The sequence below is a fragment of the Pseudomonas sp. MT3 genome, from assembly GCF_054720805.1.
Map to the genome: position 1 here is coordinate 100,175 of NZ_JBTVPY010000013.1, position 20,917 is coordinate 121,091.

General features: G+C 66.2%; 19 protein-coding genes. 8 read left to right on the forward strand and 11 right to left on the reverse strand.

Features of this window, described 5'->3' with window-relative positions:
- Position 1: 1 nt before the first annotated feature.
- The gene (locus ACYCAX_RS15265; protein WP_041711708.1) at positions 2 to 439 is read left to right on the forward strand and encodes a hypothetical protein; all 438 of its coding nucleotides are present in this window, start codon (positions 2 to 4) and stop codon (positions 437 to 439) included.
- Between the two features lie 45 nt (positions 440 to 484).
- Positions 485 to 1,246, forward strand: a complete 762-nt coding sequence (locus ACYCAX_RS15270) for a YdcF family protein (RefSeq protein ID WP_460248334.1) — start codon at positions 485 to 487, stop codon at positions 1,244 to 1,246.
- Positions 1,247 to 1,490: 244 nt separating this feature from the next.
- Here the strand turns inward: ACYCAX_RS15270 and lnt are convergent, their stop codons facing one another.
- From lnt to miaB, 5 genes are all read right to left on the reverse strand, one after another.
- On the reverse strand, positions 1,491 to 3,023 hold the full coding sequence (gene lnt, locus ACYCAX_RS15275) for an apolipoprotein N-acyltransferase (protein ID WP_460248335.1): 1,533 nt from the start codon (positions 3,021 to 3,023) through the stop codon (positions 1,491 to 1,493).
- Between the two features lie 206 nt (positions 3,024 to 3,229).
- A complete protein-coding gene (locus tag ACYCAX_RS15280) occupies positions 3,230 to 4,069 on the reverse strand; it encodes an HlyC/CorC family transporter (RefSeq protein WP_015475436.1) in 840 nt (279 codons plus the stop codon).
- A 20-nt stretch (positions 4,070 to 4,089) separates the two neighbouring features.
- Entirely contained in the window at positions 4,090 to 4,551 is a 462-nt protein-coding gene (gene ybeY / locus ACYCAX_RS15285; protein WP_460248336.1) for an rRNA maturation RNase YbeY, read from the reverse strand.
- The gene (locus ACYCAX_RS15290) at positions 4,544 to 5,545 is read right to left on the reverse strand and encodes a PhoH family protein (protein ID WP_015475438.1); all 1,002 of its coding nucleotides are present in this window, start codon (positions 5,543 to 5,545) and stop codon (positions 4,544 to 4,546) included. The genes ybeY and ACYCAX_RS15290 overlap by 8 nt, the downstream gene beginning before the upstream one ends.
- Positions 5,546 to 5,651: 106 nt before the next feature.
- Complete coding sequence (gene miaB, locus ACYCAX_RS15295) at positions 5,652 to 6,989, reverse strand: tRNA (N6-isopentenyl adenosine(37)-C2)-methylthiotransferase MiaB (RefSeq protein ID WP_460248337.1); 1,338 nt, start codon at positions 6,987 to 6,989, stop codon at positions 5,652 to 5,654.
- Between the two features lie 138 nt (positions 6,990 to 7,127).
- On the opposite strand from miaB, the gene ACYCAX_RS15300 reads away from it, so the two are divergent.
- The gene (locus tag ACYCAX_RS15300; protein WP_015475440.1) at positions 7,128 to 7,460 is read left to right on the forward strand and encodes a DUF1820 family protein; all 333 of its coding nucleotides are present in this window, start codon (positions 7,128 to 7,130) and stop codon (positions 7,458 to 7,460) included.
- 102 nt (positions 7,461 to 7,562) lie between these two features.
- Here the strand turns inward: ACYCAX_RS15300 and ACYCAX_RS15305 are convergent, their stop codons facing one another.
- The 4 genes from ACYCAX_RS15305 to ACYCAX_RS15320 all read right to left on the reverse strand — a co-directional run bounded on the left by ACYCAX_RS15305 (position 7,563) and on the right by ACYCAX_RS15320 (position 11,096).
- Positions 7,563 to 8,108, reverse strand: coding sequence for a tetratricopeptide repeat protein (locus tag ACYCAX_RS15305; RefSeq protein WP_294980942.1), 546 nt, complete (start codon positions 8,106 to 8,108; stop codon positions 7,563 to 7,565).
- 216 nt (positions 8,109 to 8,324) lie between these two features.
- Positions 8,325 to 9,611 carry a glutamate-1-semialdehyde 2,1-aminomutase gene (hemL, locus tag ACYCAX_RS15310; RefSeq protein WP_460248338.1) on the reverse strand — a complete coding sequence of 429 codons (1,287 nt, stop codon included), beginning with the start codon at positions 9,609 to 9,611 and terminating at the stop codon, positions 8,325 to 8,327.
- A 41-nt stretch (positions 9,612 to 9,652) separates the two neighbouring features.
- Entirely contained in the window at positions 9,653 to 10,282 is a 630-nt protein-coding gene (thiE, locus tag ACYCAX_RS15315; protein WP_460248339.1) for a thiamine phosphate synthase, read from the reverse strand.
- Positions 10,283 to 10,298: 16 nt separating this feature from the next.
- The gene (locus ACYCAX_RS15320) at positions 10,299 to 11,096 is read right to left on the reverse strand and encodes a hydroxymethylpyrimidine/phosphomethylpyrimidine kinase (protein WP_015475444.1); all 798 of its coding nucleotides are present in this window, start codon (positions 11,094 to 11,096) and stop codon (positions 10,299 to 10,301) included.
- Positions 11,097 to 11,306: 210 nt separating this feature from the next.
- Here ACYCAX_RS15320 and ACYCAX_RS15325 point away from each other — a divergent pair, with 210 nt between their 5' ends.
- Positions 11,307 to 13,697 (forward strand): hybrid sensor histidine kinase/response regulator, encoded by a 2,391-nt coding sequence (locus ACYCAX_RS15325; RefSeq protein ID WP_015475445.1) that lies wholly within the window; start codon positions 11,307 to 11,309, stop codon positions 13,695 to 13,697.
- Positions 13,698 to 13,868: 171 nt separating this feature from the next.
- Here ACYCAX_RS15325 and ACYCAX_RS15330 read toward each other — a convergent pair whose 3' ends face one another.
- Both ACYCAX_RS15330 and ACYCAX_RS15335 read right to left on the reverse strand, forming a co-directional pair.
- Positions 13,869 to 14,888: a branched-chain amino acid aminotransferase gene (locus ACYCAX_RS15330; protein WP_015475446.1), complete on the reverse strand. Its 1,020-nt coding sequence runs from the start codon at positions 14,886 to 14,888 to the stop codon at positions 13,869 to 13,871.
- Positions 14,889 to 15,262: 374 nt separating this feature from the next.
- Positions 15,263 to 16,078 (reverse strand): IclR family transcriptional regulator, encoded by an 816-nt coding sequence (locus ACYCAX_RS15335; RefSeq protein ID WP_460248340.1) that lies wholly within the window; start codon positions 16,076 to 16,078, stop codon positions 15,263 to 15,265.
- Positions 16,079 to 16,253: 175 nt separating this feature from the next.
- On the opposite strand from ACYCAX_RS15335, the gene ACYCAX_RS15340 reads away from it, so the two are divergent.
- The 4 genes from ACYCAX_RS15340 to ACYCAX_RS15355 all read left to right on the forward strand — a co-directional run bounded on the left by ACYCAX_RS15340 (position 16,254) and on the right by ACYCAX_RS15355 (position 20,916).
- Positions 16,254 to 16,640, forward strand: a complete 387-nt coding sequence (locus tag ACYCAX_RS15340; protein WP_192211188.1) for a Zn-ribbon domain-containing OB-fold protein — start codon at positions 16,254 to 16,256, stop codon at positions 16,638 to 16,640.
- The gene (locus ACYCAX_RS15345; protein ID WP_015475449.1) at positions 16,637 to 17,788 is read left to right on the forward strand and encodes a thiolase; all 1,152 of its coding nucleotides are present in this window, start codon (positions 16,637 to 16,639) and stop codon (positions 17,786 to 17,788) included. Before ACYCAX_RS15340 ends, ACYCAX_RS15345 begins: the two co-directional genes overlap by 4 nt.
- Positions 17,789 to 17,915: 127 nt before the next feature.
- Positions 17,916 to 20,051, forward strand: coding sequence for an acetate--CoA ligase family protein (locus ACYCAX_RS15350; protein ID WP_460248341.1), 2,136 nt, complete (start codon positions 17,916 to 17,918; stop codon positions 20,049 to 20,051).
- A complete protein-coding gene (locus ACYCAX_RS15355) occupies positions 20,035 to 20,916 on the forward strand; it encodes a MaoC/PaaZ C-terminal domain-containing protein (protein WP_460248342.1) in 882 nt (293 codons plus the stop codon). Before ACYCAX_RS15350 ends, ACYCAX_RS15355 begins: the two co-directional genes overlap by 17 nt.
- The last annotated feature ends 1 nt before the right edge of the window (position 20,917 follow it).

Sequence of the window (20,917 nt, forward strand, 5' to 3'; positions counted from 1 at the left end):
GATGGCTGAGCTGCATCGCGCAAGTGCTTCGGGTTCCGGTCTGTATGAACGGTTGTTGCAACGACTGGCGCTGGCTCTGGATGAAGCCGATACCGCCGAGCGATTACGAGACGAATGCCCCGTTGAGCTGGAATTGCGCGGATTGAGCAGTGCGGAAATGGAGTTGATCCGGGCCTATCTCGATCAGGATGTGAATTGGTTGCGCGGCTGGCATGCCGCCGCACAGGAGTTGGCCTTGCTGGAGCAGGGCCCCGCACGGGCGTCCCGGCCGCCACGCCATGTCACCCCGCCCAGCCGTCCGCGGCTGGTGTCGCGCTCGCATACGCAGCAGTTGCAATGCGCGCTGTGTGGCACGCTGGTGGCCTGGAGCCGCAGCCAGGGTGTGCTGCCCTGCACGTCCTGCGGTTCCCAGTTGTTCCGCAACGCAAAGGCGCGCTGATATCCCGATGATCCGTTAGGCTTGGCACTCGACAAGGAGTCGCCAATGCCCTTTCGTTACATCCTCAAACAGATTCTGATGCCGCCAGGACTGCTGCTTCTGTTGCTGCTCCTGGCGTTCCTGCTGCGTCGGCGTTTCCCCCGTTTCTCGATCCTGTGCTTCTTCGGCGGCTTTCTCGGTCTGTGGGCGATGAGCCTGCCGGTGACGGTGGAGTGGGGCGCGCGCCGGTTGGAGCAGGTGGAACCGTTGAAACAGGCGGACTGGGCCGGGCTGGCGCAGCGCGCCGATGCCATCGTGGTGCTGGGCGCTGGCCGGATGCGCGGCGACCGTGCCTGGGACGAGGATCAGCCCGGGCTGATGGCTGGCGAGCGGCTGCGCTATGCGGCGCGCCTGGCCAAGGCCAGTGGCCTGCCGGTGCTGACGTCCGGCGGCCTGCACTATGGCACGCCGCCGACGGAAGCCTACATCATGGCTCGCAGCCTGGCTGACGATTACGGCGTCGAGGTGCGCTGGCAGGAGGGGGCAAGCCGCACGACCTGGGAAAATGCCCGGCTCAGTGCGCCGATCCTGCGCGAGGCGGGTATCCGACGGGTGGTCCTGGTGACCCAGGCGCTGCACATGCCGCGCTCGCTGTGGAGTTTCGAGAAGGCGGGGTTGGAGGTGGTGCCGGCGCCGCTGGGGTATATCGGCGTGGACAACGCCCGGCCGCTGGGTGGCTGGCTGCCGGAGGGGCGGGCCCTCTGGCAGAGCGAGCAGTTGCTCAATGAGGCGATCGGGCTGGTGGGGTATCGGTTGTTCTATCGCTAGGCCTGGCTTTGGTTCGCGAGCAAGCTCGCTCCTACGAAGAGCGTGCCGGAGTCGGAGGGGGACGACTGCTCGCGAACCGCCGAGGATCCACGAAAAGCCGGATTTCCGGCTTGTGTGGGAGCGGACTCCGTCCGCGATCAGTCCCGGGCGCATGGCCCTCGCGAACGAAGTCCGCTTGTACGGGATTGCCGTGTAGTGCCAGGTAATTGAGAAAGGGCCTCTCGCGAGGCCCTTTTCGTTGGCATCAGCCGAACAACCGGCGTTCTTCCGGGTGCGTCCGGCGGCGGACCAGCGCCCAGGCCAGCAGCACCGCCCCCAGGATCGCCAGCGGCCAGACACGCCACTTCAGGTAGGGCGTCAGGCCCTGCATCGGCACCACTTCGCCGCGCAGCACGCCTTGCTGGAACTGCGGGATCTGCACGGCCAGCTTGCCGAACGGATCGATCAGCGCGGTGACGCCATTGTTGGTGCCGCGCACCATCCAGCGGCCGGCCTCCAGGGCGCGCATCTGCGCCATCTGCAGGTGCTGCAGCGGACCGATGGAGGTACCGAACCAGGCATCGTTGCTGATGGTCAGCAGCAACTGGCTCTGCGCCGCCAGCTCGGCGGCGAACTCCGGGTAGACCACTTCGTAGCAGATGTACGGCGCGATGCTGTAGCCCTTGGCCTTGAGCAGCGGCTGGTCGGCCGGGCCGCGGGCGAAGTCGGACATCGGCAGGTCGAAGAAGGCGATCAGGCCGCGCAGCAGGTCCTGCATGGGCACGTATTCGCCGAAGGGCACCAGCTTCTGCTTGAGGTAGTCGCCGCTGCCTTCGCCAACCACGGTGATGCCGTTGTAGTAGCGCACGCCATCAGCCGTCTTCTGGCGTACCGGAACCCCGGTGATCAGCGCGGCCTTCTTGGCGCTGGCGACGCCGTTGATCATCTCCAGGTAGCCGGTGGCCTGGTCCTTGAGGACCGGCACGGCGGTTTCCGGCCAGACGATCAGGTCGACGTCGCTCTGCTCGGCGGTCAGGTCGCGGTACAGCTCCAGCTGATGGGTGATGGCTTTCGGGTCCCACTTCATTTCCTGGGCGATATTGCCCTGCAGCGCGGCGACCTTCAGCGGCGAGCCGGCCGGGGTGCTCCAGGCGTGGCCCTTGTACCCCAGGCCCACGGCCCAGGGGGCGATGAGCAGGATCAGGCCGGTGACCAGACGCGTCGGACGCTGCATCAGCGCCGGGAGGTTGATGATCAGCGCGCCGGAGAGGGCGATGGCGAAGGACACCAGCCAGACGCCACCAATGGGCGCGAGGCCCGCCAGCGGGCCCTCCAGTTGGCTGTAGCCGGCGTAGAGCCAGGGGAAGCCGGTGAGGAACCAGCTGCGGAACAGCTCCAGCGCCACCCACAGCGCGGCGAAGGCCAGGGCGTCGCTGACCGGTGCGTTGTTGCGACGGAAGAAGCGTGCCCAGACCCAGGCGGGCAGGGCGAAGAAGAAGGCCACGCCGGCGCTGAAGCCGATCACCAGGAAGGCGGCCAGCGGCCCGGAGGCGCCGCCGAAGTCGTGGATGCTGAAGTAGATCCAGCTGGTGCCGGCGATGAAGGCGCCAAAGCCATACCACCAGCCGCGCCACAGTGCCGAGCCGGCGGTGGCGCCGCGCAGGCCGAGGTAGAACAGGGCGAGGGACAGCAGCGCCAGCGGCCAGTAGCCGAACGGCGCCAGGGCCAACGGGGTGAGCGCGCCGGCGGTCAGGGCCAGCAAATGGCCTGGCAGGCCGGGACGGGTGATCCAGCGCATCGGGAATCCTTGTACCGGTTGAGCGATGCGCAAGAGTAATGGAGAGACGAACGGTAGGCTATGGGGATGCAAGCCAAAAGCCATGAGCTGACTGCGGCGGGATGTTGCAGGAAAGGGATGGTTTTGTTGTAGGAGCGAGCTTGCTCGCGAACAAGCCTCGCAGGGGGGCGGTTCGCGAGCAAGCTCGCTCCTACAGGTGCTTACCTTTAGTCCTGTAGCGGGGTCAGGCGCAGCAGGTGCAGCCGGCGGCTGTCCGCGTTGAGCACGCGGAAGCGGAAGCCGCCCAGTTCGGTGGTTTCGTTGCGCTTGGGCAGGTGGCCGAAGGCGCTCATCACCACGCCGCCGACGGTGTCGAATTCCTCATCGGAGAACTCCGCGCCGAAGAAGTCGTTGAAGGCTTCCACCGGGGTCAGCGCCTTGACGATGAAGTCGCCGCTGGGCAGCGGCTTGATGTAGCTGTCTTCCTCGACGTCGTGCTCGTCCTCGATGTCGCCGACGATCTGCTCCAGCACGTCCTCGATGGTCACCAGCCCCGCCACGCCGCCGTATTCGTCGATGACGATGGCCATGTGGTTGCGGTTGGCGCGGAACTCGCGCAACAGCACGTTCAGGCGCTTGGACTCGGGCACGAAGGTGGCCGGGCGCAGCAGGTCCTTGATGTTGAAGGCGTGGTTCTGGTCGTGAAGGATCAGCGGCAGCAGGTCCTTGGCCAGCAGGACGCCCATGATGTCGTCCAGGCTCTCGCCGATCACCGGGTAGCGCGAGTGCGCCGCTTCGATGATGGCGGGGAGGAAGTCGGCAGGCTTCTGCGTCGATTTGATGGAGATCATCTGTGAGCGCGGGATCATGATGTCGCGGACCTGGAGGTCCGCCACCTGGATTGCGCCTTCGACGATGGACAACGCTTCGCTGTCCAGCAGCTTGTTGTCGTGGGCTTCGCGCAGCAGCTCAAGCAGCTCCTGGCGGTTTCTCGGCTCATGGGCAAAAGCCTGGGTGATCTTGTCCAACCACGACTTGTGCCCATTGCTCGATCGGTCTTCGCTCATCTTTCCTTGCTCAGTGGCGTTTATTCTTCATCGGCCGCATACGGGTCCGGGTGACCCAGCTCAGCCAGCAATTCCCGTTCCAGGCCTTCCATTTCCTCGGCTTCGGCGTCGTCGATGTGATCGTAGCCGAGCAGGTGCAGGCAGCCGTGGATGACGAGGTGAGCCCAGTGGGCCTCGGCGGACTTGCCCTGTTCGGCGGCCTCGCGGGTGACCACGGGGGCGCAGATCACCAGGTCGCCGAGCAGCGGGATGTCCAGCAGCTCGTCGGGAACGTCGGCTGGGAAGGACAGTACGTTGGTGGCGTAGTTCTTGTGCCGCCAGGTGCGGTTCAGTTCGCGCCCTTCGCCTTCGTCCACCAGGCGGATGGTCAGCTCCGAGTCGTTCTGGCGCTGGCGCAGGGCCAGTTCGCACCAGCGGCGGAAGGCGGCTTCGCTCGGCAGGCCGGGGGCGTCGGAGGCGACCTGCAAGTCCAGTTCAAGCATTCGTGTTGCCCTGGCTTTCGACGCCGGTCAGACGGTTTTCGTAGGCGTCGTAGGCATCGACGATGCGCTGCACCAGCGGGTGGCGCACCACGTCCTTGGACTTGAAGTGGGTGAAGCTGATGCCGGGCACGTCGCGCAGCACCTCCATCACGTGCTTGAGGCCCGAGCGGGTGCCGCGCGGCAGGTCGACCTGGGTGACGTCGCCGGTGATCACCGCGGTGGAGCCGAAGCCGATCCGGGTGAGGAACATCTTCATCTGTTCCATCGTGGTGTTCTGGCTTTCGTCGAGGATGATGAAGCTGTTGTTCAGCGTGCGGCCGCGCATGTAGGCCAGCGGCGCGACTTCGATCACCTGGCGCTCGATCAGCTTGGCCACGGTTTCGAAGCCGAGCATTTCGTACAGTGCGTCGTACAGCGGGCGCAGGTACGGGTCGATCTTCTGCGACAGGTCGCCGGGCAGGAAGCCGAGTTTCTCGCCGGCTTCCACCGCCGGACGCACCAGCAGGATGCGGCGAATCTGCTCGCGCTCCAGGGCGTCCACGGCGCAGGCCACGGCGAGGTAGGTCTTGCCGGTGCCGGCCGGGCCGATGCCGAAGTTGATGTCGTGATCGAGGATCGCCTTCACATAGCGCTGCTGGTTGGCGCCGCGCGGGCGGATGTGCGCCTTGCGGGTCTTGAGCGTTACCAGGGGGGCGGCGGGCTCGACGGCGAGGTCTTCCAGGCCGGACTCCTGCAGGAACAGGTGGACCATGTCGGGAGTCAGTTCGGTGCCGTTCTGCACTTCGCGGTAGAGGCGCTGCAGAAGGTTTTCGGCCGCTTGGGTGCGTTCCGGTTCGCCGACCAGTTCGAACTGGTTGCCACGGTTGCGGATCTCGATGTCGAGGCGCTTCTCGATCTGATGCAGGTGCTCGTCGAACTGCCCGCACAGGTTGGCGAAGCTACGGGCCTCGAAGGGTTCGAGCATGAAGCGATGGATATCCAGGGGGGCGTTCAAGGTGCTGTCTAAGTCGCCATGTTGCGAAAGGGGAATGGTCGAAGAATAACTCCAGGCGACCGAGTACGAAAGTTCGGACGCCATCGGGGGATTCAACGGTCGATGATCAGTGAGGTGTTTCCACGAGGGTGGCGCGCAGGGAGTTGGGCAGCGCCTCGTAGATCTCCACGTCGACGAACTGGCCGATCAGGCGCGGATTGTCGCTGCGGAAATTCACTACCCGGTTGTTCTCGGTGCGGCCCTGGAGCTGGCCGGGATCGCGCTTGGAGTAGTCGGTGACGAGAATGCGCTGGACGGTGCCGACCATCCGTCGACTGATCTCGAAACCCTGCTGGTTGAGGCGGCTGTTGAGGGTCAGCAGACGCTGCTTCTTCACGTCGTCCGGGGTGTCGTCCGCAAGGTCGGCGGCCGGGGTACCGGGGCGCGGGCTGTAGATGAAGGAGAAGGAGAAGTCGAAGCCGACGTCTTCCACCAGCTTCAGGGTCTGCTCGAAGTCCTGGTCGGTCTCGCCGGGGAAGCCGATGATGAAGTCCGAGCTGATGCAGATGTCCGGCACCGCGGCCTTCAGCTTGCGGATGCGCGACTTGTATTCCAGCGCGGTGTGGTTGCGCTTCATCGCCGCGAGGATGCGGTCGGATCCGGCCTGCACCGGCAGGTGAACGAACTTCACCAACTGCGGCACTTCGGCGTGGGCGGCGATCAGCGAGTCGGAAAACTCCAGCGGGTGCGAAGTGGTGTAGCGGATGCGCTCGATGCCATCGACCTCGGCGACCACGCGGATCAGCTCGGCGAAGTCGGCGATGCGCCCGTCATGGGTCGGGCCACGGTAGCCGTTGACGTTCTGCCCCAGCAGGGTCACTTCCTTCACGCCGTTCTCGGCCAGGTGGATCACCTCGGCGAGCACGTCGTCGAATGGGCGGCTGACTTCCTCGCCGCGGGTGTAGGGCACCACGCAGAAGGTGCAGTACTTGCTGCAGCCTTCCATCACCGAGACGAAGGCGGTGGGACCGTCGACGCGCGGCTCGGGCAGGCGGTCGAACTTCTCGATTTCCGGGAAGGACACGTCCACCTGCGGCTTGCGGGTGGTGCGGGCGGCGTCGATCATTTCCGGCAGCCGGTGCAGGGTCTGCGGGCCGAATACCACGTCGACGTAAGGCGCGCGCTCGCGGATGGCCGCGCCTTCCTGGCTGGCCACGCAACCGCCGACGCCGATCACCAGGTTCGGGTTCTGCTGCTTGAGTGTGCGCCAGGCACCCAGCTCGGAGAACACCTTCTCCTGCGCCTTCTCGCGGATCGAGCAGGTATTGAGCAGGATCACGTCGGCTTCTTCGGCCTTCTCTGTGATTTCAAGAGCCTGGTGTTCGCCCAGAAGATCCGCCATGCGCGAGCTGTCGTACTCGTTCATCTGGCAACCGTGGGTCTGGATGAAAAGCTTCTTGGCCATGAAATCGTTCTGGGCTGGTTAAAAAATGACCGCGTATTATATGCCTCGACGCGGCTGTGTGCCACCGGTGGGTGCGTGGGGGTGGGCGCGCTTGTGCTATGCTGCGTGCCCATTTTGCAAGGCTGTCATCCTTCGTTCATGAGCAAGCGCGAGAACCCGATCTACAAGGTGGTCTTCCTCAACCAGGGCCAGGTGTACGAGATGTATGCCAAGCAGATCTACCAGAGTGACCTGTGGGGCTTCCTGGAGATCGAGGAGTTCGTCTTCGGCGAGCGCACCCAGGTGGTGGTCGATCCCAGCGAGGAGAAGCTCAAGGCGCAGTTCGACGGCGTCATCCGCAGCTTCGTGCCGTTGCACTCGATCATCCGCATCGATGAGGTGGAGCGCCTGGGCACCGCGAAGATCAGCGAGGCCAAGCCCAGCGGCAACGTGATGCCGTTCCCCATGCCGATGCCCGGCAAGGACAGCTGACGATTTTCGTAGGAGCGAGCTTGCTCGCGAACCGCCCAGCATCGAAGTCAGCCGAATAGTCTGTTTGCGAGCAAGCTCGCTCCTACAAAGAGCAGGCGTGATTCAGGGCAGCGGCGAGAACGGCGAGTTGCCGGCGGTCTGCAGTTCGATCAGGTAATTGCGGAAGATCTGCCCGAGCACCTTGGTGGCGATGTCCAGTTCATCCTTGTTCATCTGCTCGGCGACCAGGTCGGCGCTGTCCATTGCATCTTCGGCGCCGTTCACGGCGGCCATCTTCAGCACGATGTAGGCCTGTACGTTGTTGGCTTTCACGCCTTCGCCACGGAAGAACATGGTGCCCAGGCGCAGTTGCGCATTGGCGTGGCCTTGCAGCGAGGCTTTCTCGAACCAGTGCAGCGCGGCCTGGAAGTCGCGCGGGGCGCGCTCGCCGGTGTAGAAAAACTCACCCAGTTCGTACTGTGCTTCCGCATCACCGCCATTGGCCGCCTGCTGGCAGCTGGCGAGGGCCTGTTGCAACTGCTCGGGCACGGTGTTGAGGGTGCAGCGGCCGGTCGCCGGAATCAGCAGTGAGTTACCGCCCGCCTGGGTCAACAGGGGGAAGGCGAGCAACAGGCAACCCAGTAGCAGGGTACGACCGGTGCGGTACATGGGGAACAGCGGCCTCCAGAATCGGGGCGGGCAATGCCCGGCCAGCGAAATGCGCCGGCTTTCACATTATGAAATAAGCGAGCGCTTCCTTACAAAGTCTTTACCGTCTTTTCTGATTTTTCTGTTGTGGCGGCAAGAACAGTGGGGAAGGGCGTAACGCGGGAATAAAGGCTGGGTGGAGCGGAAGGCGCCCATTCGGGCGCCTTCGCAAGGGGCTTACTTGAGTGCGGCAAATGCGCGCTCGGCCGCATCCAGGGTCAGCTTCAGCTCGGTTTCGCCGTGGGCGATGGAGGTGAAGCCGGCTTCATATGCGCTGGGAGCAAGATAGACGCCGCCATCCAGCATCAGGTGGAAGAAGCGCTTGAAGCGCTCCACGTCGCTACCCATCACGTCCTCGAAGGTGACGATGTCGTCGGCACCGGTGAAGTACAGACCGAACATGGCGGCGCCCGCCTGGGTGGTCACGAAGGGGATGCCGGCCGCGTCGGCGCGTTCCTGCAGGCCCTGCAGCATCTTCGTGGTGTAGGCGGTCAGTTCGTCGTGGAAGCCGGGGCGGCTGATCAGGCGCAGGGTGGTCAGGCCGGCAGCCATGGCCAGCGGGTTGCCCGACAGGGTGCCGGCCTGGTAGACCGGGCCGAGCGGGGAAATCTGCTCCATGATCTCGCGCTTGCCGCCGAAGGCGCCCACCGGCATGCCGCCGCCGATGATCTTGCCGAAGGTCGATAGGTCCGGCTTCACGCCGTAGAACGCCTGGGCGCCGCCGAGGGCGACGCGGAAGCCGGTCATCACCTCGTCGAAGATCAGCACCACGCCGTGCTGGTCGCACAGGCTGCGCAGGCCTTCGAGGAAGCCCGGTGCCGGCGGTACGCAGTTCATGTTGCCGGCCACCGGCTCGACGATGATGCACGCCACTTCCTTGCCGACTTCGCCCAGGGTCTTCTCCACGGCGGCGATGTCGTTGAACGGCAGGGTCAGGGTGTGCTTGGCGAAGGCCGCCGGCACGCCGGGGGAGTTCGGCACGCCGAAGGTCAGGGCGCCGGAGCCGGCTTTCACCAGCAGGCTGTCGGAATGGCCGTGGTAGCAGCCTTCGAACTTGATGATGCTGTCGCGGCCGGTGTAGCCACGGGCCAGGCGGATGGCGCTCATGGTGGATTCGGTGCCGGAGCTGACCATGCGCACCATGTCCATCGACGGCACCAGGGAGCAGACCAGGTCGGCCATTTCCACTTCCAGCGCGGTCGGCGCGCCGTAGGACAGGCCGTGGTCGAGCTGCTTGCGCACGGCGTCGAGGACGTCCGGATGGCTGTGGCCGAGGATCATCGGGCCCCAGGAGCCGACGTAGTCGACGTAGCGCTTGTCATCCTCGTCCACCACGTAGGCGCCTTCCGCGTGCTTGAAGAACAGCGGGGTGCCGCCGACGCTCTTGAACGCGCGCACCGGCGAGTTCACGCCACCGGGGATGTGTTTCTGGGCATTGGCGAAAAGCGTTTCGGAACGGGACATGGTGTACCTCGCGAAGCTGTGAAGGGCTGGGCGCGTGGCGCTCAGCGGGTTTCGAAGAGTTGGCTGAAGGCGCGGGCGCGCTGTTCGACCTCGGCCGGGGAGTCGGCGGCGAACAGGGCGTGGATCACGGCGATCATGTCGGCACCACGGGCGATCAGCTCGGGCGCGTTGTCCGGGGTCACGCCGCCGATGGCCACCCGCGGCACGTTGAAGCGGGCCTTGGCCTGTTCCAGCAACTCGACGCTGGCGGCCGGGGCGCCCGGCTTGGTCTGGGAATTGAAGAAGCGACCGAAGGCGACGTAGCTGGCGCCTTCGGCGATGGCCTGTTCGGCCAGCTCCAGGCTGGCGTGGCAGGTGCCACCGATCACCGCGTCGCGGCCGAGCAGGGCGCGGGCGGCGGCCAGCGAGCCGTCGGTCTGGCCCAGGTGCACGCTGACGCCCAGGCGCGCAGCCAGCTCGGCGTCGTCGTTGATCAACAGCGTGGCGCCGTAGCGCGCGCACAGTTCGCGCAGGGCCTCGGCTTCGCGCAGGCGGCGCGAGGCGTCGGTGGACTTGTCGCGGTACTGCAGCAGGCGTGCGCCGCCTTTCAGGGCGGCTTCGACGTAGGGCAGCAGGCGGCCGCCGTCGAGCAGCTGGCTGTCGGTGATGGCGTAGAGTCCGCGCAGTTTCATCAAGGCCTCGATCGGATCAGTTGCAGTAGTCCAGCGGCAGGCGGCGGGGCACGTACTGGCCGTGGCCAGGGGCTTCCGCGTCGCGCAAGGTGCGCCAGGTGTAGTCCAGGGCGCTGCGTACCGCGCCCACCAGTTCCTCGCCCAGGGCCAGGCGGCCGGCGAGGGTGCTCGCCAGGGTGCAGCCCGAGCCGTGGTAGCTGCCCGGCAGGCGCTGGCAGGTGAAGGTGTGGCGCTGGCCGTCGCGGGTGTAGAGGCGGTTGTGGACCTCGGACTCGTCGCCGTGGCCGCCGGTGATCAGCAAGGCCTGGATATACGGCAGCAGCTTCTCGGCGCATTCGTCCGCCGTGCCTTCGGGCAGTTCGGCGAGGATGCGTGCTTCAGGCAGGTTCGGTGTGGCGATGGCGGCGATCGGCAGCAGCCGCTCGCGCATGGCGTAGCCGACGTCGTCCTTGCCCAGCGAGCCGCCGCCACCGGCGCGCAGCACCGGGTCGCAGACCAGCGGGATGCCCGGCAGGGACTGCATGATCTCGACGACCGTATCGACCATCTGCACCGAGCCGAGCATGCCCAGCTTGACCGCAGCCACCGGCAGGTCGGCGATCACGGCGTTGGCCTGGGCCAGCACCCACTCGCGGTCGAGCACGCGGAAGTCGGAAACGTTGACGGTATCCTGAACGGTCAGCGCGGTGACGGTCGGCGCCGCGTGGCAGCCTTGGGCGATCAGGGCTTCGATATCGGCCTGCAGGCCGGCACCGCCACTGGGGTCGTGGCCGGACAGGCAGAGCACTACGGGACGGGAGGTTGGCGTTTTCATGGCGCGGGAGCTTATCACTAAACCGCCGCCGTGAGCTGACCGAGCGGTCCAATTCGCGTCGCCGGGGCAGGCCCTGGGCGGGCGGTCGAATGCCACGTGGCACAAGGCCTGTGCTAAAGTTCGCCGATTCCAACACGACGCCTCCACGGGCGCGCCAATACGGGAGATGGGGCTCCTCGGCGCGACTGTCCGGAGGTACTGCGGGGCACCATGCGGTACTGGCTGATCTTCCTGATCGTTTTCCTTCTCTCGCCAGTGGCGAGCGCTGTCAGCTTCGACGAGCACGTCGGGCAATTGCCCCTGGGGCGGGCAATGGATGTCTTCGAGGACGTGCGTGGCACCGCCGATATTTCGGAGATCAACTCTCCGGCGCTGGCCGCCAGCTTCCGCCGGCATGAACACGATGTGCTCAACGCCGGCTACTCGCGATCGGTGTTCTGGCTGCGCCTGGATCTCGACTACCAGCCCCGGGCATCCCACGACCCTGCCAACTGGCTGCTGGAGCTGGGTTATCCGCCGCTGGACAAGCTCGACCTCTACCTGCCCGACGGCAAGGGCGGCTACCGCCTGGCCCAGCGCACCGGCGACACCCTGCCGTTCGACAGCCGGCCGATCCGCCAGAACAACTACCTGTTCGATCTCAAGCTGGAGCCGGGCAAGCCGCTGCGCGTGTACCTGCGCCTGGAAAGCCAGGGGTCGATCCAGGCGCCGCTGACCCTCTGGTCGCCCAAGGCCTATCTGGAAGAGCAGCCGGGCCGCATCTATGTGCTGGGCATCATCTATGGCGTGCTGCTGGTGATGCTGATCTACAACCTGTTCATCTTCCTCAGCGTCCGCGACACCAGCTACCTCTACTACATCCTTTATATCGCCTCGTTCGGCCTCTACCAGATCTCGGTCAACGGCGCCGGCATCGAGTACTTCTGGCCCAACAGCCCGTGGTGGGCGAATGCCGCCACGCCCTTCCTGATCGGCTCGGCGGGCCTGTTCGGTTGCCAGTTCGCCCGCAGCTTCCTGCACACCCGCGAGCACAGCCTGTGGATCGACCGTCTGCTGCTGGTGCTGATGGGCGTCGGCGCGCTGGTGATGACCCTGGCGCTGACCGTCAGCTACGCCATTGCCCTGCGCCTGGCCACTTACCTGGCGCTGGCCTTCACCGTGGTGATCTTCACCGCCGGCATCCTCGCCTGGCTGCGCGGCATGCGCGTGGCGCGCTACTTCATCTTCGCCTGGAGCGCCTTCCTGCTCGGCGGCATCGCCAACACCCTGATGGTGCTGGGGTTCCTGCCCAACGTGTTCCTCACCATGTACGCCAGCCAGATCGGCTCGGCGCTGGAAGTGGGGCTGCTGTCGCTGGCGCTGGCCGATCGTATCAATGCGATGAAGGAAGAGCGTACGCGCATCCTCCAGGAAACCAGCCGCAAGCTGGAACAGCTCAACCTCGAACTGGCCGGCAGCAACCGCCTGAAGGACGAGTTCCTCGCCACCGTCACGCACGAACTGCGCACGCCGATGAGCGGGGTAATCGGTTCGCTGGAGCTGATGCAGACGGTGCCGATGGACATCGAGCTGGCGCAGTACCACAAGACCGCCACCGGCTCGGCGCGCGACATGATGCGCATGGTCAACGACATCCTTGCGCTGATCGAGCTGCAGGCCGGCAAGCTCTATCCGCGCCGCGAACCGTTCAGCCTGCGCGGCCTGTGCGACGGCCTGCGCGCCCAGTACGCGCCGCGTGCCGAGGAACGGGGCCTGCGCTTCGTCCTGCAACTGGACGAGAGCCTGCCCGACACCCTCGAAGGCGACGCCGGCAAGCTGACCCAGGCATTGGGCTATCTGTTGGACAACGCCATCAAGTTCACCCACCACGGCGGCGTCAGCCTGCGCGTCAGCGGGGCGCCCAGTACCGAAGGACTGGCGCTGCGCCTGGAGATCAAGGACAGCGGCGTCGGCTTCGCCACACCGTCGGATGGTTCGCTCTACCAGCGTTTCTATCAGCTCGACGGCTCGCTGACCCGCGAGTATGGCGGCCTGGGCATCGGCCTTGCGCTGTGCCGCAAGCTGGTCGCGCTGCTGGGCGGCGAACTGTCCCACGAATCCATGCCGGGGCAGGGCAGTTGCTTCGCCCTGACCCTGCAGGTCGGCCAACCGGTGCAGAGCGTCGCGCCGCCGCCGCGCCGCGCGGGTGGTCAGGCATTGCGCGGCCCGGAGCAATGCACCGTGCTGGTGGTGGAAGACAACGCCATCAACCAACTGGTGATCCGCGGCATGTTGCTCAAGCTCGGTTATCGCGTGCGCACCGCCGACAACGGCGCCGAAGCCATCGAGCTGTTGCGCCGCGAGGCCGTCGACGCGGTGCTGCTCGACTGCCAGATGCCGGTGATGGATGGTTTTGCCACCTGCCGTGCCCTGCGCAGCCTGCCGCGCTGCGGCGACCTGCCGGTGCTGGCGATCACCGCCCACAGCCACAGCGGCGATCGCGAGCGCTGCCTGGCCGCCGGGATGAGCGACTACCTGGCCAAGCCGGTGAAGTTCGAGGAACTGCAGACGCTGCTGCATGACTGGCTGCTATGCCAGCCGGCGCTGCCCAGCCACGCTTGAGGCCTGGCTTTGTGTAAGAGTGGACTCCGTCCGCGATAGGCTCGCCCCGCGCCGGAAGCCATCGCGGACGGAGTCCGCTCCTGCGTGATCGGATGCCCCTCTGCCGGATAAAGAAAAACGCCGCGATACCTTTCGGTTCCGCGGCGCTTTGCCTTTGGCTGGCGGTCAGGCTCAGACCTTGACGACCCAGCCTTCCGGGCCTTCCACGTCGCCGGTCTGGATGCCGGTCAGCTCTTCATAGAGGCGACGGGTCACCGGGCCTACGTCTTCGCGGCTGTAGAACACGTGCAGCTTGTCCTGGTACTGGATGCCGCCGATCGGCGTGATCACCGCAGCGGTACCGCAGGCGCCGGCTTCCTTGAAGCGCGCCAGGTCGTTGATCTCCACGTCGCCCTCGATCACCTTCAGGCCCAGGCGCTGTTCGGCCAGTTGCATCAGCGACAGGCGGGTGATGCCCGGCAGCACCGAGCTGGAGCGCGGGGTGACGAACTCGTCGTCCTGGGTGATGGCGAAGAAGTTGGCCGAGCCCACTTCCTCGATGCGGCTGTGGGTGGCCGGGTCGAGGTAGATGCAGTCGGCGAAGCCTTCCTTCTTGGCCTGGGCGCCCGGCAGCAGGCTGGCGGCGTAGTTGCCGCCGACCTTGGCGGCGCCGGTGCCGTGGGGCGCGGCGCGGTCGTAGGTGGAAATCACGAAGTCATGGGGCTTCATGCCACCCTTGAAATAGGCGCCGACCGGGATGCAGAACACCGAGAAGATGAACTCCGGAGCCGGGCGCACGCCGATGTTTTCGCCCACGCCGATCACGAACGGACGCAGGTACAGGGCGCCGCCGGAACCGTAGGGCGGAATGAAGCGCTCGTTGGCGCGGACCACCTGCTTGCAGGCGTCGATGAACTGCTCCTCGGATACCTGCGGCATCAGTACGCGGGCACAGCTGCGGGCCATGCGCGCGGCGTTCTGGTCGGGGCGGAACAGGTTGATCGAGCCGTCCTTGCAGCGATAGGCCTTCAGGCCTTCGAAGCATTGCTGGCCGTAGTGCAGCGCCGTGGAGCCCTCGCTGATGTGCAGGGTGTTGTCCTCGGTCAGCTTGCCGTCGTCCCACAGACCATCGCGCCAATGGGAGATGTAGCGGAAATCGGTCTTGATGTAATCGAATCCGAGCGTGCCCCAATCGATGTCTTTCTGTTCCATGGTTGCCTCAATTCAATGGGATTACCTGCGGCTGCCGCGAGCCATGCAAGGTCGGCGAGCATCCGGGCAGAGGGTTTGGCGGGCTCTGGCGGCGGGCGCTGCCTGAATCGTCGAGGATTCGGGGCGCGGCGGGAACGGCGTTCTCCGCGGGATGGTCGCCGTCAGGACTCCATCAAGACTTGCCATGATACCGGCGATATTCGCGGCTGTGGGCCCCGGCCTGCGAATATCGCTGCCATCAGTCGCATCGAGAACAGGCTGGCCTGGGCGGCGACGAGTGGGGCTGTGCTGCCCGGTATCGCATCCTTTCCGATACTTCGGTTGAAACCATCCTTTAGTATGAATGTCATTTCTTATGGTGAATGAAGTGTCTGTCATTCATGCGGGGCGGTGGTGCTCTGCGGGAACAGCGAGCGGCTGATGAAACGAGCCGTTTCGTGCAGGCTGGCGCCGATATGCTCGAGCTTCTCGCGGTTGTGCTGGGCGCTGATGCCGATGCCGGAAATGATGAAGCGCGGCTGGCGATCGTGGTCGATGATCGCACTGGCGGCCATGCTGACGCCGCGGTACAGGTGGTCCTGATCGATGGCCCAGCCGCGCTCCAGGGTGGCGGCGGCATCGCTGCGGTACTCTTCGAAACTTGGCGGGCTCTCCCAGCGCACGCGGGTCAGGCGGCGGCGCAGTTCATCCTCGGGAAGGTTGCGCAGCCCGGCGATGCAGCGCCCGGCGGCGCCCACCAGTTCCGGCAGGCGCGAGCCGATGGCGACGTTGACGTGCGCCACGGCCGGCGCGGATACCGCGATCACGCGGATGTGTGCGTCGTCGGTGACCTGCCACAGGGTGATCAGGATGTGGTGGCTGGTGCTCAGGCGCTCCAGTTCCGGCTGGATCAGGTCGGCGTAGCTGCGGCCGATGAAGCTCACTGCCAGCTCCGACAGGCCCAGGCCCAGGCGGTAGGTCTTGGTTTCGTTGTCGAACGAGGTCAGCTGTTCGTTGCTCAGCGTGCGCAGGATGTTGAAGGTGGTGCTCGGGCTGATGCCGGTGGCGCGGGCAATGGCGGTCGCGCCCTCGGGGCCTTCGGCGTTGGCCAGGTGGCGGAGGATCTGGATGGCGTTCACCACGGCGCCGACATCCTTGGCGCTGCCGGTGCGTTTGTTGTTGGCTTCTTCGGTATTTTTTTTAGTTGGCATATTCTGTATTCTGATTGACATTCAGTATTGTGAATGTATTCTGACCCTACGACGCCTGCAACGGCTTCCCTGAAGCTGGTTTGGCGTGGGCGGTAACGCACTTTGCAGCAAAGTCAGAACAAGAACAAAGGCAGAACAAGAACAAAGGCAGAACAAGAACAAAGGAGAAACCTCAATGGTGGATTTCCCCGACCGCAACATGCCAGGGCCAGAGGCGCAGTACCTCGCCTTCCTCGCCCAGGGGCGCTTCATGTTGCAGCGCAGCGCCTCCACCGGCCGGCACGTGTTCTACCCGCGCACCCAGGTGCCCGGCAGCGGCGAAACGGACCTGGAATGGGTTCCCGCCAGTGGCCTGGGCACTCTTTATGCCCTGACCGTCAACCGTGCCCGCAGCGGTGACTACAACGTCGCCCTGGTCGACCTCGATGAAGGCGTGCGCATGATGTCCCGTATCGAAGGTCACCTCAGCCTGCCCATCGGCACCCGCCTCAAGGCGCGCATCGCCCAGCAGGACAGCGGCCCCGCCGTCGTCTTCGAGCCCCTGACGGAGGCACAGTCATGAGCCAGGTCCTGCGCGGCAAGACCGCCATCGTCGGCATCGGCAGCGCCGGTATCGGTGAGGCCCACGGCTACAGCGCCATGGAATTGCTCGGCCAGGCCTCGCTGAAGGCCATCGCCGATGCCGGGCTTGCGCTCTCGGACATCGACGCGGTGTTCTCGGCCACCAGCTCCCACGCCTTCCCGACTCTCTCGGTCTGCGAATACCTGGGCATCAAGCCGAAATTCGTCGACGGCACCAACGTCGGCGGCTCCAGCTTCGAGCTGCACCTGCTGCAGGCGACCCTGGCCCTGGAGGCCGGCCTGTGTGACGCGGCGCTGATCTGCTATGGCTCCAACCAGCGCACCGCCGGCGGCAAGCTGGTGTCGATGAGCGAGCCGCAGTGGCACGAGACGCCCTACCAGCCGCGTCACCCGATCACCGCCTACGCCCTGGCCGCCAGCCGCCACATGCATCAATACGGCACCACCCGCGAGCACCTGGCCGAAGTGGCCGTGGCGGCGCGCGCTTGGGCCAACCTCAACCCCGAAGCCTTTGCCCGTGGCCCGCTGAGCATCGATGACGTGCTTGCCGCACGGATGGTCAGCGACCCGCTGAGCAAAGCCGATTGCTGCCTGGTCACCGATGGCGGCGGCGCCTGCGTGATGGTGCGCGCCGACCGCGCGCGCGACCTGCCCAAAGCACCGATCTATTTCCTCGGCGCCGCGGGTGCGCAGTGGCACCGCTCCATCGTCGCCATGCCCGACCTCACCGTTACCGCCGCTTCCGAGAGCGGCCCGCGCGCCATGCGGATGGCCGGGGTGAAGCACTCGGACATCGACCTGGTGATGGTCTACGACGCTTTCACCATCAACACCCTCCTGTTCCTCGAAGACCTTGGCTTCTGCCCGAAGGGCGAGGGCGGCCGCTTCGTCCAGGGCGGGCGCATCGCCCCCGGCGGCGAGCTGGCGGTGAACACCAACGGCGGCGGGCTGTCCTGTGTGCATCCGGGTATGTACGGCATGTTCCTGATCATCGAAGCGGTCACCCAGCTGCGCCGCCAGGCCGGTGAACGCCAGTTGAAGAAGGCTGACGTGGCGCTGCTGCACGGCAATGGCGGCACCTTGTCCAGCCAGGTTACGGCACTGCTCGGCACCCAAGCGGTGCTCTGAAATCCCGTGCTCTGAAAACCAGGGCCGACGCTCCCGGTGGCTGCTGCCTGCAGCCTGCCGTGGACGTGTTCGCCCTCGCGCCGGCACACAAGCGCCCGGCACCCGCTACTTGTTCAGGTGGAACGTCATGTCAGTGAGTCACTTGCAACACACCGGTTTCTCCAGTCTCACCCCCCTGGTGCAGCCGCGCTCGGTCGCCGTGGTCGGCGCTTCCAGCGACCCGCACCGCATCGGCGGTCGCCCCATCGCCTACATGCTGCGCAACGGCTTCAGCGGTCGCATCCTGCCGGTGAACCCCAACCGCACCGAGATCCAGGGCCTGCCGGCCTACGCCAGCGTCGATGCGCTGCCCGAGGCGCCGGACGTGGCGATCATCGCGGTGCCGGCGCCGCAGGTGCTGGAGACCGTCCAGGCGCTGGGCCGCAAGGGCGCACGCAGCGCCATCGTGTTCTCCTCCGGCTTCAGCGAAGTCGGCGAGGAGGGCGTGGCCATGCAGGACGCCATCGTCGAAGCCGCCCGCGCGGCGAATATGCGCCTGCTGGGGCCGAACGCGCTGGGCGTGTTCAATGCCAACCTGGGTTACTACGCGTTCTTCTCCACCAGCCTGGAGCGCGGCATTCCGCTGGCCGGGCGGGTCGGCATCGCCACCCAGTCTGGCGCCTACGGCGCGCACCTGCTCGGCCTGTCGCGGCAGCGCGGCCTGGGCACGCCGATCTGCGTCGCCACCGGCAACGAGGCCGACGTCACCCTGGGTGATGCCATCGGCTGGCTGGTGGAATCGCCGGAGATCGACGTGGTGATGGCCTACGCCGAATCCATTCGCAACGTCGACAGCTTCCTCGCCGCCCTCGAAGCAGCCCATCGCGCCGGCAAGCCAGTGATCCTGCACAAGGTCGGGCGCAGCGAACTGGGCGGCCGCGCGGCCATGTCGCACACCGCTTCCCTGGCCGGCGACGACAAGGTGCTCGACGCGGTGCTGGCCGACTACGCCGTGGTCCGCGCGCGCACCACCGAGGAGCTGGTGGACATCGCCTACCTCGCCACCCAGCGCATCTACCCGGTGAACAACAGCCTGGGGATGATCACCGTCAGCGGCGGCGCCGGCATTATCGTCAGCGACGCCGCCGAGGACTTCGGCCTGCCCATGCCGCCGATGCCCGAAGCGGCCCAGGCGCGCCTGAAGCAGCGCCTGTCCTATGCTTCGCCGCTCAACCCGGTGGACTGCACCGCCCAGGCGCTCAACGACCTGAGCCTGGTGCACGACTTCACCGAATCCATGGTGGTGGACGGTGGCTACCGTTCGCTGATCGCCTTCTTCACCCAGGCTGGTACCGCCGCGTCCATCGGCCCGCGCCTGGCCGAGCAGTTCGCGCGGATCAAGGTCGATCACCCGGACCGTCTGTTCGTGGTCTCGGTGATGGGCGAGGGCGAGGAACTGGCGCCGTACCAGAAGGCCGGCTTCGCCCTGTTCGAGGACCCGACCCGCGCGGTGCGCGCCATCCAGGCCATGGGCCAGCTGGGCGAAGCCTTCGCCCGGCCGCTGCGCAGGATTCCCGTGGTCGGTGGCGTCGAGTTGCCGGCCAGCACGCCCGGCGAGGCCGAAGCCAAACAACTGCTGGCGCGTGCCGGTATCGAATCGGCGCCGGAGCGCGTGCTGAAGAGCGCAGAGGATGCCGCCGCGTTCGCCGAGCAGATCGGCTTCCCGGTGGTGCTGAAAATCGCCTCGGCGGACATCCTGCATAAATCGGAAATCGGTGGTGTGCTGCTCGACGTGGGCAGCACCCAGGCCGTGCGCGAGGGCTACGACCTGTTGCTGCAACGCGCTGCCGAACATGCACCCAGCGCTCGTATCGACGGCGTGCTGGTGGCCCGTCAGCTGCAGGGCGGTGTGGAATGTTTCATGGGCATCCAGCGCGACCCGCAGTTCGGACCGGTGGCAGTGTTCGGCCTCGGCGGCATCTTCGTCGAAGTGCTCAAGGACGTGGTGTTCCGCCGCTGCCCGTTCGGCGTCGACGAAGCCGAACAGATGATCCGCAGCATCAAGGGCGCACCGCTGCTGCTGGGTGCCCGTGGTCGCCCGGTGACCGACATCAAGGCGCTGTCGCGGGTGCTCGCGCAGCTCTCCCAGTTCGCCGCCGAGGCCGGTCCGCGCCTGCGTTCGGTCGACCTCAACCCGGTCTTCGCCATGCCCGAGGGGCAGGGCGCCTGGGCCGCCGACGCGGTGCTGGAAGTGGAGGAGGTGACCCGTGGCGCTGAATCCTGAGCACCTGCTGAACTACCCGATTCCCGAAGTACGCCAGCGCTTCAGTCGCCGCGACAGCGCCTTCTATGCGCTGTCGGTGGGCCTCGGGGCGGACCCGATGGACGAGCACCAGTTGACCTTCGTCGACGCCAACCGCGACCTCCAGGCGCTGCCCTGCATGGCCGTGGTGCTCGGCCATCCCGGTTTCTGGCTGGGCAACCCGGACACCGGTGTCGATGCCTTGCGCCTGGTCCACGGCGAGCAGAGTATCGAGTGGCGTAGGCCGCTGCCGGTGGAAGGCGAAGTGATCGGCCGCACCCGCGTCACCGGCCTGGTCGACAAGGGTGCCGGCAAAGGCGCGCTGCTCTACAGCGAGAAGGTCGTCAGCGACGCGCTGAGCGGCGAGGTGCTGGCGATTGCCCGTGGCACCACCTTCCTGCGCGGTGACGGCGGCTTCGGCGGCGGCAGCCAGTCGCTGAGTCAGCCGCACCGTCTGCCCGAGCAGGCGCCGGATCTGGTCATCGACTTGCCGACGCGCCCCGAACAGGCGCTGCACTACCGCCTGAACGGCGACGACAACCCGATCCACGCCAGTCCGGCGGCAGCCGCGCGCGGTGGATTCCCGCGGCCGATCCTGCACGGCCTGTGCACCCTCGGCGTGGCCTTCCATGCACTGCTGCGCGGCATTGCCGACTACCGCGCGGAGCGCTTCGCCCACCTGCAGGTGCGCTTCTCGGCACCGGTGTTCCCCGGCGAAACCCTGCGTACCGAAATCTGGAATGACGGCTCCTTCCGCACCCGCGTCGTCGAGCGCGACGTGGTGGTGCTGGACAACGGCCGCGTGAGCCTGACCCCGGACATTGGAGAACCAGCCGGGCGGGCCTAGC